10 protein-coding genes and 1 tRNA gene are annotated in these 11,060 nt (G+C 59.4%); 3 read left to right on the forward strand and 8 right to left on the reverse strand.

The annotated features are described in order from the left end of the window. Positions 1 to 20 precede the first annotated feature (20 nt). Positions 21 to 296 (reverse strand): hypothetical protein, encoded by a 276-nt coding sequence (locus tag BG90_RS30585; protein WP_010118010.1) that lies wholly within the window; start codon positions 294 to 296, stop codon positions 21 to 23. A gap of 178 nt (positions 297 to 474) precedes the next feature. Beyond that, positions 475 to 1,068 (reverse strand): recombinase family protein, encoded by a 594-nt coding sequence (locus BG90_RS30590; RefSeq protein WP_025990141.1) that lies wholly within the window; start codon positions 1,066 to 1,068, stop codon positions 475 to 477. 344 nt (positions 1,069 to 1,412) lie between these two features. Between BG90_RS30590 and BG90_RS30595 the strand changes: the two genes are divergently transcribed. Then, the gene (locus tag BG90_RS30595) at positions 1,413 to 2,297 is read left to right on the forward strand and encodes a hypothetical protein (RefSeq protein ID WP_010118008.1); all 885 of its coding nucleotides are present in this window, start codon (positions 1,413 to 1,415) and stop codon (positions 2,295 to 2,297) included. Positions 2,298 to 2,452: 155 nt separating this feature from the next. Beyond that, on the forward strand, positions 2,453 to 4,384 hold the full coding sequence (locus BG90_RS30600; RefSeq protein WP_010118007.1) for a hypothetical protein: 1,932 nt from the start codon (positions 2,453 to 2,455) through the stop codon (positions 4,382 to 4,384). A 706-nt stretch (positions 4,385 to 5,090) separates the two neighbouring features. Here the strand turns inward: BG90_RS30600 and BG90_RS30610 are convergent. Both BG90_RS30610 and BG90_RS30615 read right to left on the reverse strand, forming a co-directional pair. Next, positions 5,091 to 5,690, reverse strand: coding sequence for a hypothetical protein (locus tag BG90_RS30610; RefSeq protein WP_232288918.1), 600 nt, complete (start codon positions 5,688 to 5,690; stop codon positions 5,091 to 5,093). Positions 5,691 to 5,892: 202 nt separating this feature from the next. Further along, positions 5,893 to 6,210: a hypothetical protein gene (locus BG90_RS30615; RefSeq protein ID WP_010118004.1), complete on the reverse strand. Its 318-nt coding sequence runs from the start codon at positions 6,208 to 6,210 to the stop codon at positions 5,893 to 5,895. A 177-nt stretch (positions 6,211 to 6,387) separates the two neighbouring features. On the opposite strand from BG90_RS30615, the gene BG90_RS34370 reads away from it, so the two are divergent. After that, positions 6,388 to 6,615 carry a helix-turn-helix transcriptional regulator gene (locus tag BG90_RS34370; RefSeq protein ID WP_232288921.1) on the forward strand — a complete coding sequence of 76 codons (228 nt, stop codon included), beginning with the start codon at positions 6,388 to 6,390 and terminating at the stop codon, positions 6,613 to 6,615. A 126-nt stretch (positions 6,616 to 6,741) separates the two neighbouring features. Here BG90_RS34370 and BG90_RS37695 read toward each other — a convergent pair whose 3' ends face one another. The 4 genes from BG90_RS37695 to BG90_RS30630 form a co-directional block, all read right to left on the reverse strand. Next, entirely contained in the window at positions 6,742 to 7,299 is a 558-nt protein-coding gene (locus BG90_RS37695; RefSeq protein ID WP_235363858.1) for a hypothetical protein, read from the reverse strand. Continuing rightward, entirely contained in the window at positions 7,271 to 8,500 is a 1,230-nt protein-coding gene (locus BG90_RS36000; protein WP_124072380.1) for a hypothetical protein, read from the reverse strand. The genes BG90_RS37695 and BG90_RS36000 overlap by 29 nt, the downstream gene beginning before the upstream one ends. A 614-nt stretch (positions 8,501 to 9,114) precedes the next feature. After that, entirely contained in the window at positions 9,115 to 10,842 is a 1,728-nt protein-coding gene (locus BG90_RS30625; protein WP_081469896.1) for a site-specific integrase, read from the reverse strand. A gap of 100 nt (positions 10,843 to 10,942) precedes the next feature. Further along, a tRNA-Ser gene (locus tag BG90_RS30630) sits at positions 10,943 to 11,033 on the reverse strand. Between the last annotated feature and the right edge of the window lie 27 nt (positions 11,034 to 11,060).

Raw genomic sequence — 11,060 nt, forward strand, 5'->3', positions numbered from 1 at the left:
CCGCTAAGCCTAGATCGGGCTCAGCGCCCGAACGAAGCCGGCAGATCGATGTCCTCCGGGCGGCGCGACAGCACGGCGTGGACCTCGGACAAAAAGGTGTCGTTGTAGAGGCGCAGCCCGCCGCTGCGCGGGTCTTGGCTCCGATAAGCGAGACGGTGGGCCAGCAGGATTTCGGCGTGTAACGGATCGACGCTGTAGACCACTCGGCCGGATTCAGTGACCGGGATGCCGTTCGGGACGTTGCTGAACTGTTTGAACAGGCGTCGCGAGGACCGCCCGATGGTGGTGATGCTCATTTATACGTTTTCCTTATTTTGAAACCGGTTGCACAAGAGAGGAAAGCAGTCGGCATTTTGGCCGGCGAGGATGACGACCCTTGCATTGGTGGAGCAGTGTCATGAGGGGGGAAGGGTGGTCTGTGGGACCGAACTGCTCGGCCGCAGCGACCAAACTGCGCGGTCCCACAGACCACCCTCACCGCACGCTGACCATATCGCCGCGCGCACGCAACCGCATGATGGTCTGGCGGCTCGTATTCAACTCGCGGGCGACGGCGGCCACTGGCTGCCCCTCGGCAAGGCGCGCCAGTGCCAACGCTTCCTGCTTGTCGCTCAACGCCTTCGGCCGGCCCAGCACTTTGCCGGTCTCACGCGCACGAGCGAGCCCGGCGGCGGTGCGCTCCAGCAGCAAATCACGTTCGAACTCGGCGACCGCAATCAGCACCATCATCGTCATCTTGCCGGCCGCGCTTGTGAGGTCCGCCCCGCCCAGCGCGAGGCAATGGACGCGGACGCCCACCGCCGCTAGCTCCTCGACCGTCGCCCGGACATCCATCGCATTACGGCCAAGCCTGTCGAGTTTGGTGACGATCAGCACGTCGCCATCTTCCAGCCGATCGAGCAGCTTCGTGAATCCGGCCCGTTGTTTCGCTGCAATCGAGCCGGACACGCACTCGGCAACGACGCGGCGTGGGTCAATGTTGAAGCCGGCTGCACGGATTTCGACGACTTGATTGTCTGTTGTCTGCTCGGCTGTCGAGACCCGGCAGTAGGCAAAGACTCGGCTCAACTTTGCGCCCCCCATCGAACAAAGATGGCCGAACATTAACCCCTTGGTGCCGTGCGTCAAGCTTGTCGTCGAGATGCCATACCCCGATGGTCAACTAACGACACGCTGCGTGAATCCGAGTTGCCGCGCCGGCAACGAGCGGCCTCTCTCAAAGAGCAACGGCCATTTGATCGGCGGCGCGGGGTAACGCGTTATCGGCCCTACAGCGGGCCGGATCATGGGACGTGAGAGGCGCATATCTCCCGCCTCACGGCAGCCCAGCCATCGCCCGATTTCAGGGTTGGACGCGCCGCGTTCGGGCCGCGATACACTGGTTGCATCTGCATTCAATCGCGCGTGCAAAGATGGGCGTTATCTATCTCGATCACAACTTCGTCTCCGACATTGCGGGGCATACTCGCGTCGCCGACGCGGACGCTGAACGCGGTCGCGTCGCGGAGACCCTCAGGGCGGGCGAGCACCGCTTTGCAGTATCGGTCTGGAACATGTACGAGACGGCGCGGGCTGGCCGCCAGGAGACGAAGGACGGCTGCATTGAGTTCATTACGGGTATCCGGCCGCTCTACTGCGCAAACCCGCGTCTCGTTCAGGTACAGGAGGTCGTACGATATGCGGCTCTCCGGTACGACGACCACCCATACCGCATCGAGGAGGTCAGCCCATTCTTCGACACGCCCGCGCAAATGTGGGCAACCTTCGCCAGCCCGCGCAACCCCGCGATTCCTTTCGTAGGCGAGAGCTTCCGCGACGGCGTGGAGATGCTGACTAATTCCAACCTGCGCCGACATCTTGACGCCGCGCTTGATGATGGACCAGCGGCGGCTGCGGCTGGCCGTCAAGCGTTTATCGATGGCGTCGTAGAACGCGACGAGCAGCTGATCGACCAGCAGTGGTTGATGGAACTACTGCCCGAGCGGAATCAGGCGGACAACGCATGGATTGATCAGCGGCGACGCGAAGTGTTGGTCAACTTCCTCCTTGAGCACATCGACGACGCCTACCTGCACTGCCCAGCGTTCCACGCTGAGGAACAGACCTATCGGCATCGAGTCGCAGGTCAGCGCAGGCTCAGACGATCGGACGGCATTGACGTCCAGTTCGGCGTGCTGGCGGTCGCCTACTGCGACGTGATCGTCACCTCGGACGGAGCCCTCCGGGAAATGCTTGTCGCCGTAGCTGCGAGAATTGGCTCCCGATGCAGGGTGCTTTCGCGACTGGCCGAGATATAGGCAGATCGAGAAAAATATATTTCACGATCGGTTTCGGCCTGACGCCGATCGGCCGCAACGCAAAGCGGACCTCACTAAGGAGTTGGCCGCTTTGACCTAGAATCCGTGGAATTCAAATCTCTCGGCATACACCAACCGACTAAGGAGCACGTGAGATGGCAATCGCCCAAGAGGTCCTTGAGACTGGACGCCAAGTCGCCGCCGTCTGCGCAGGGACTCTTTCAGCCGCCTTGCGAGCGGGAATCGAACGGTACGTCGGATGGCCGTACAAGGTAGCGTCTGCCAGCGTTATCGATGCTGACGGCGCGGTGTCAGATACCTTCGCAGCTGTCGTTTACGCGGCGAAGGAAACGTCGCCGGCTGCAACTCCTGCGCAAGTGCCGGCGGATTCTACTGCAGTCGTTGCTGACGCGACCGACAGTCTGACGATCGACAACTTCCGGGCAGCTTACGCGCGCGTTGCACGCGCGAAGCGGCTGAAGAAATCGCCAGCACCGAAGCTGGATACGCCGACGACGACCGTAACACTCGGCGTGATCTACGCTCAGAGGTCGGATTTGCCGCTGGAGGCTTTTGCCGAAGAGCTTGAGCGACTCAACGCCGCGACTCCGAGCAGGGAATGGCCTGACATGATCGTAGTTGCTTCGATGGGCGCGATCCAGTATGCGGCGCAGTTTCCGGGAGAGTCACTGAGCGGCGACTATCTGCCGCCAGCAGAAGGTGCGCTCAACAACTACATACCGGCGGTGTACGTCCTGATCGTCCTGAGGCCGACGGGCGCGTTCACCTTCAACAAGATGATGTCTTTTGTTGTCGCTCACCTGGGCATCTTCTCGCCGGGCGCGAAGCTTTCCAACTTCACCGAATTGCTGGACGGCGTACCGAACACGGCTGTGGTGGTTTGCGGCTATCAGTACGACCTCAAGGGCAACCTAAGTCCCGTTCCACGCAATCAGTACCAAGACCGCTTTGTGCCAGCGCCGCCGTTTCAGATCACGGACCGGCGCGGGCAACACATGGCCAGGATTCAACTTATCCCGTGGCAGGACGGAGGCACGATCCTTCTTAAGGGTAAATTGCCGCTGCTCGGCCTGCTGCCGTTCTTCGGGAGGGACGACATACTGAAGGCCGGAGTTATCACCCGGCCGGATGATTTACAAATTTCGTATGTCCTACCAATTACACCGGCAGATTTCGGCGACATGCTGACTCGGTTTCAGCAACGGTCAAACATGCTGGTAAATCAACCGCAGAGTCAGTGGATCGTTCAGAAGCTCGCCGACGAGGGCTCGGCGTCACCCTTCATGGCGCGTCTGTTCATGGGCCTCATGCGGCTGCGCGACGCCGTTTATCCCGATCCTGTGGCGCGCGAAAGCTTCGACAAGGCTTTTGACTTCGTCCCAAACTCGCTATTCACGGCGCGAACGGCGGCTAAAGAAATATCCGAGCTCTGGGCAGGACATGCGCGCAAAGTCGCCGCCGGGGAAGTCGTGCGGCGGCAAGGTGTGGCAATCCACATTGACGAAAACATCGACAAGGAACTTAGGAAGCAGGTGGAGCACTTCCTCAACAGCGCCGCGCGCGTCATCAAGCAAGGCATGCAGGGACTCACGATGCACCTCGGCATAGACATCGGCTTCATGTTCAAGCAGCAACCTGCCTTTGAGCGTGGTATTGCTGCACTGAAGGCAACCGATCCGCTGCTAGCAGATTATCTAGAGAAGTGTCGGCAGACGTGGTCAGAGCGGCTTATCAAGAGTCGCAACGATCTGGAGCACAACAACTGGTCCTTGCCACGCGTCACGTATGACACCTCGGGCGCGAACATCGTCGCAGTCGAACCCGTCGTCGCCGGCCAGCCGGTCACGGAATTTGTGCAAGCGATGCTTGACCGCGTGTGTTGTTTTGTCGAGGACGTAACTGCACATTGCATACAGCAAAAGATGGCCGCGCCGATTACCATCACGGAAATCCCGTTGGCGGAGCGTCGTTCGGAAGCGCCCGAGCGCTTCCAGCTCACTCTTGCCGTAGGCGGCCAGCCTCGCTGGAATATTTCCTACCAGTCCTCTTTGTTCGAAAAAGTGTAGGAGCGGGCAATGCGTTGAGGTCGCATCGCCCATCCAGGGGTCGTCAATGTCCGCACTTGGCCCGACATGGGACCGACACGCGGCGCGCTGCGGGCGAAACCAACCGGACCGAAGCGAAATTTCCTCGCGCGCCGAGCGAAACTCAGCTGGTCCGCCCCATGTCCGAAAACGACGTGCAAAACATTGGAAGAGTGTACGCGAGCGCTGGGCAGGCTTTTGGACACGTCATCGGCAGATGTCCAAAAACGGACGGTTTTGGCGCGCGCGTGGCAACGAAGGCAAGCTATCTTGACGTAGGGAGCGGCGCGCCGTGCCTGATTAGTAGTCGCGACCGTATTTCGACCTGTAGTCCGAACGCATCCTCTCGCATGTCGCTCTGGCAAACCGTCGAACATTCACCGGCGACAACTCGTCATTGGCCTGCTTGTCGCAGAGATCGATAGCTGTGGCAGCGGACTGCCGCTCTTGTTCCTCGGGACTTATGTTGGCCCCGATGACTAACAGTATCGCGATAATCACGACGGGAATTCCGACGATCGCTAACAGAATCTTCGTGCCGCGTCCCATCCCACGTGAAGCGCTCGACGGTACAGGCTCATTCGGTGCCCCACAATTCGGGCAACTCGCAGCCAAACTACTGAATTCCTTGGTGCATTCCGGGCAGTTGATCAAAGACATTTGGTCCTCTGTATTGTCGTTTATAAGTTCAGCGGTGGTCGAATTCTGTCTCGGGCACGACGACCCATGTTGGATGCGGCGCGTGTTCGAGCAGGTGAGCGACGCTACATTTGCGCGCGGCGATCGAAACGCCGCCATCAGGCGAGAGCGTCTTGGCCCACGTGTGGGGCAATGCCTCACCAGCGAGAAACGCGTCCCACGCTTTGGTAAAGCGCGCGCGGGTATGAATCAGGGTGTGTGCGCGCTTCGAGACGGGGTATGCGGCCCACGGTCGCGAATAGTCCTCGTTGTGCAGTCCCACGCCGCCAGCCGTGCCCGTGACCGAACACACGTCGTCGTAGCGAAGCCAGCCGTTCCGTTGGTAGAAGCGCAGTAGTTGCCAGCCACGGATGCGCGCAGCCCCGCTGAACCCGTTATACGGGCCTATGACCGGCCAGCGCCACTGAGGCAGACGGAACACCGTCTGCGGCTTGTCAAAGGCAAGCGTGACGAACTGGAAGCGATGCACGACAGGCTCAATGTCAACGCGGCATCCCCGGTGACAGGTACTGCCAATCACTGTCTCACGAGATACATCATCGGCTGCGCGCTGTTCAGGTACATCGGTCAACGAATTCCAGGTTTTCATCCACGCGTCTGCTTCGTGCAACCGGTTTCAAAATCAAGGCCGAAATTTGGGGAATCGCGCCGTCGGCTGTCATTGGTGTCGTCCGCATCGGCGACGCGCCGCAGTCTGGGACGCGACGGCCGGCTCACAGGGCTCATCTCGTCACTACAGGCTATGCGCGCGTCCATAGCGACGGAGTACTCCCCGCCGAGCACATCGAGATTCACAGGCAGGCTTTCGCCGCCTCTTCCGGGCTCCACGCACTCAGTGGGGGCTCCCTCATTTCTACGTGCGCACCTGTCGCGGTACTTGTAACGTCCAGCAGGCCGCCAGCGTGGTTCCTTACCCGATACCCGTTCGGCCGGGTGAACCGCTCCGCGCCGACGGTGAGTTCGGCCCACCGCTCGTGCACGCAGTTCGAATAAACCTCGGCCGTCTTTGTCGTTTCTGCCGTGAATACTGGCGGGCGCTGTTGTACCGATTCGGAGGCCATGCAACCGGCCAGCGAGGCAATACACACGGCCAGCACAATCTTCTTCATCGTTTTTTCGTCCTCTTGTTGATGACGCGCGCTTACACCGTCGAATGAAGCAACAATACCTCCCTTGATCCGTTTTGCCCAATATTTTGTGAAGACACTCCGGTGACGCCTGCTTAACGTCGAGCGTCTTGCATCTTGAGGGCGGCGGCGTTGGAGCCGGAACAGGCGGTTGGCGAAGTGTTACGGGCGTTGCGACGGCGGAAGGGCTTGTCGCAGGAAGCGCTCGCCCATGCCGCTGAGATGGAACGGAACTACGTTTCGCTGATTGAATTGGGCCGACATAGCCCAAGCATCCGCATCGTGTGGAAGCTATGCGGGGTACTTGGCTTGACTCCCTCCGCCTTCCTGGCCGCTGCGGAAGCCCGCCTCGCAGAGCATTCGGAACGAACTCGCGCCAGTGAATAGAGGGCCGTTGGCTGCGATTCGCCTCGCCGCGTCGTGGAAGGCCAGAGGCGGCATTGTCACCCTGCCCGAATCGACGTCAGTTCCGCTCGGCCTCCGCCACTGGGCGAGTGGATCTCGTGCGACGGGTTATGAACGGTGCGGTCGCTTCCTTTGACGGATAGCCGGTATTCCCGCAAGTTGTTCATTGGTTGGCGCGCTTAGTTCAGCAGCGGTACCCGGCCGGCTGCGGGTCATCTGACGGCCGGTGCGCCAACGAATCTCTTCAATGACTGATGTGGCGAGATACCAAGCGTAAGTCTCCTTGTACTCGTGAGCGATTGCGTCGTCGAGACAGTCGCCATTTACCGAAGTGTCCTGTTGCTTGACCCGCGCGAGGATGGCCTGCTCGGCGTCCCTGAGTGCCATGACATGCGCCCAGTTCTCGATTTCGGCCATCTCGGTACGTCGGCGCGGCGGATCATCTAGGCGCTCGATCAACCATCCGCGATACAAACGCGACTCACCGGCCCGGCTTGGCAACGCCGCCCTGAAGCTTTGCACACCTACCCCCAAAGCTCGTGCGGCAGTTGCGAGGCTTTCCCATTCCTGGACATTGCCGGTATCAGCAGGGTCAGTAAATCGAACCCGGACGCAGTTGGACATCGTTACCCCCTGCTTACGCTGTTTGTTGAGTGTGTTCAGCACGGAACTGCGCAATCAATCTATCGATTAAGACACGCCGATTAAGGTGCCCGATACGGTTCCACTGGGGATCAGGAGAGCGTGCCGCTGCGAAGAGCAGAAATCGACGCTGATCAAGCTCGGAGCGAATCTTGTGCTCCCGCACGTAATGCAGGATGGCACGCGCGCAATTGCGGTCATCTTCGGTGGGTAGATTTATATACTCCTCGTATTCTGGGCTCCGTTTACGCACCGCCGCCCGCCACACATGGCAAAGCCAGGTTAATTCGGATGTGCGGCGCATTTCACGGAGCGCGCGGTTTTCAACAAGGTGGTCAACTTGGTCCACTTTGCGTGAATGAACCACGGCCGACGGTCGCGTGCTCGCTCCGTCTCCTTGAACTGCATCAGGTGACGACCGATTTGCTCGGCGAATGTTTGCTAGTGCCGTTTCGCATGCAGGGAGTTCAAAGATCGACGGTAGGCCCGCGCAGTAGTTAATGTTCAGAAACCCCGCCTGATCAAGTTCGTGAAAAGCCTTCTTCATCGCAGTCCTGCCCAGGTTGATCGCGGGAAAGATTAAACGTCCGTCATCGCTGCGCTTGCCAGTTGCCAAATCGGCCCACGAACCGTACCGCTTCCAACCTTTGCTCGACATCAATGCTGTGGATCGCATCGCGTACACTGACCATAACGCGCACGCGAATTCCGTGGCAGTTAGTTGACTGCCCCTGTCGATTAAGCGTTCATATTCTCTCGCTACCGTCAAAGCGTTCAGGTCACCGTAGACCACATCGTCTCGCTTCGCTGTCGCCGCCGCGAGAAATGCTTCGGAAGGCCGGTAGATGTTTGCACGTCCGCCAGAGCGGCCGCCACCTTCACAATGGAACCACCCCTCTTCGACGATGATCGCGTTAGCTCGCTGAGTCGTGCGCGGGGATGCCCCGTTGGGGGGCGCAATCAGTTTGCCGCCTGTGCTTGGTCTTCCCTTCGCGCACCGGTGCGCACCCTGCGCGAAGTACTCCTTGCCGAACCCAACGGTAAAGCGCAACAGATAGAGCAACTGACGCACAACAATGGGCTTCCAGCGAGGAGCAATATCGCGAGCCACGTAGTCGTAGATGTTGCGAATGGCAACAACGCCGAGGTGATCCGGGTTGGCTCGAATGAACGTCTCGTTTTCGACGTAATCGGCGATCGTTTCAAATTGAAATGAGCTACTCATGGTGCGTATAGTCGTTGTCATTTTCGCCCGTCTTCGTCATACTGACCGGGCTTCAACAGATATTTGCCCGATAGGATCGTGAGTCCGATTCGGGCTTTTTTTTGCCTGCGATAAGGTTCAAGCAGGGCGCACTCATCCTATCGTCCTGCCGATAATGAGCACAAGAAAAATCAGTTGAAACCAGTTTCAAAATCTCATCTGCATTCAAACTTCTTTGAATGGCGGAGCAAAGCGGAGCCATTTTTTGGAATGCGAAGCATCCGAGATTTGCTTTTAGAGGAAGGAGCCGTGCGAGCGGCGAAAGCTGCGACGCACATACATGTGCCTTTCTATGAGGCATGTGTAGTTCTTCAAGGAATGTGGTTTTCTTGGGGTCGCCGGTGACGCAACTTTCGCTGGAACACGGTCGCTTCTGACGTAAGTTGCCGATTTAGGCCGGTCGCGCGTGACGCAACTTGCGCCACTTGCAGCCGGTCACATCTGACGCAACTTCTTGCTCGTTGGCCGGCGAACACAACGCGTGGCATGCGTGTAGGCGGATATCAGAACTGCGAGTGACGAACACTTCGCGGACCCACAGCGGGCAGAGGAAGCGGCCCGGTCACCGAAAGGAATCAGGTGCCATCACCTTGGGACACTTGCGTTACTGGGGCAAGCAGTCGTTCGACAGCCGGGAACCGAATTTTGGCAAGCTCGTCGGCCTTGCGGCTCAGGGTGTAGCCTTTCCCATAGTCCTCGCTCGTGGAGTCATCGCCATCGGACCACCCACCCAATGCTTGAGCTATTTCGCGTGGAATGTCAGCTGCGCGAGCAGCGTCTCTGAAGCCATGTCGGAACGAGTGGAAGGCAAGCCGGCTGTCGGTCACGCCACACTTATCGCAGAACCGGCCGAACCATTTCGAGAAGTTGTCGGAATAGTACCCCGTGGCGCTTTTCGTCAAGCTCGGGAACAAGCGCGCATGCCCCGCCTTGCGCGTCGCTTCAACGTACTCGACGAACCCAAGCTGCTGAAGAACCGGGTGAATGGGAATGACGCGCTCCGAGTTCCGAGTCTTTAGGTGCTTTTCTTCGTCAGCGGCGCTTTCTTCCCGAAAGTGGAGGAAGGGGATGCCATTTGCCACGCCGGCATCGGCCACTTCCAGTTGGCACAGTTCGTTCAGCCGCGCGCCGTGGTAGAGCGCGAGCAACGGCACCCAGTACCGCCCCAGCCAGCGGGGCGCAACACGTCGATACGGCGCACGAAACAGATCGTCGGAGAACAGCTTTACGAGGTCGGCATCACTGAATGGCTGGCGGCCCTCGTCCTTGCTGCGCTTTTCCTGAAGCGGCTGCAATCCGGCGGCGGGGGTCTTGTCGATGAGGTGTTCCCTCACAGCCCAACTGAAGAAGCTCGAAAAGTTGCCAAGTTGGACTTCGGCGGTTTTTGCGGAAATGGGTGGGATGCCGCTCTTTTTGGCATGCTCGGCGGCCGCCACCAACGTCATCCCGGGGAATCGCTTCGTCGCATTCGCTGGTAGGTGCGCAAACACCTCCTGCACTTCACGCGCGTGATCGCGATTTACCGCGCCCAACGGCATATTGCCGCCGACGATCTCGCGTAGCAGCCTGAAGCTATGCTGGTAGCCATCGAGATTCTTCCTGCTGAGCTTTGCGCGCTGCGGGTCATTCTCGAATCGCTTGATAGCCTCATCGATCGTGATCCCGTTGGGGATGGTAGCGGCATCCGCCCGCGCGACGCCCTCTGTAGAGCCGCCTATGGGCCGATACAGCGGGTCTTCGATCGCGTCGTAGAGCCGGCCATCAACCAAGAGCCGACGGCCCCTATTGAGGCATTCGATTTCGCCCCGCACCATGAACTGCGCCAGCATTTCGACGCTGCTACCCGACGGCTCCGCATATCCGGCTGCCGCGAGCAGGCCGCGCGCCTGATGCAGGTACTCGCCAAACGTCACTTCGTCAGGCGGCGTCAAACGGGCGAGTTCGGGATCGATGTTGCACAACGCGTCCACGGCGGTCATTCCGGCCGGGGCCGGCTTCCAGAGGGCTTCGCCCGTGGCGCGCCAACGTGGCTCGAACCACGTGCGGGCAATCTGCTCAAGCGTACCGCGTCGGACATCTTCGGCTGGCGCGGCAACGGCGTCCGCGACCTTGGTAGCGGCAGCAAACTGTTTGTGGATTTCGACGAGTGCGGCGGGTAGCTTCGCACGGGCTTCATTCAGGTTCTTCGTGCGAAGGCTGATTTTGACTTCGTGCTTTTGGAGAAGTCCGACGAGCAATGTCGGTACGCGCATCCGCGCATAGTAGGTGCCGTTTCGGGACACCAGCCCCGGTTTGTTTTTCAAGTCTTCCGAGTCCTCTGTGTACCACTTATCGTGGGCCAACAGGCTCAAGGTGCTTGATTTGTCGGGATTTTCCAAGCTGATCAGTAACTTGGCATTGTTCTGGCGGAGAGAGGGGGATTCGAACCCCCGATAGGCTATTAACCTATACACGCTTTCCAGGCGTGCGACTTAAACCACTCATCCATCTCTCCGGGAAGACGGCAAGTATAGCAAACTCC

Origin of the sequence: Burkholderia oklahomensis C6786 (assembly GCF_000959365.1) — a bacterium.
GTDB classification, from domain to species: Bacteria; Pseudomonadota; Gammaproteobacteria; order Burkholderiales; family Burkholderiaceae; genus Burkholderia; species Burkholderia oklahomensis.

Excerpts from the sequence above, each read along its gene's own strand:
- BG90_RS30585 (WP_010118010.1), bottom strand. The coding sequence starts at position 296 with ATGAGCATCACCACCATCGGGCGGTCCTCGCGACGCCTGTTCAAACAG.
- BG90_RS30595 (WP_010118008.1), top strand. The coding sequence starts at position 1,413 with ATGGGCGTTATCTATCTCGATCACAACTTCGTCTCCGACATTGCGGGG.
- BG90_RS30600 (WP_010118007.1), top strand. The coding sequence starts at position 2,453 with ATGGCAATCGCCCAAGAGGTCCTTGAGACTGGACGCCAAGTCGCCGCC.
- BG90_RS30610 (WP_232288918.1), bottom strand. The coding sequence starts at position 5,690 with ATGAAAACCTGGAATTCGTTGACCGATGTACCTGAACAGCGCGCAGCC.
- BG90_RS30615 (WP_010118004.1), bottom strand. The coding sequence starts at position 6,210 with ATGAAGAAGATTGTGCTGGCCGTGTGTATTGCCTCGCTGGCCGGTTGC.
- BG90_RS36000 (WP_124072380.1), bottom strand. The coding sequence starts at position 8,500 with ATGAGTAGCTCATTTCAATTTGAAACGATCGCCGATTACGTCGAAAAC.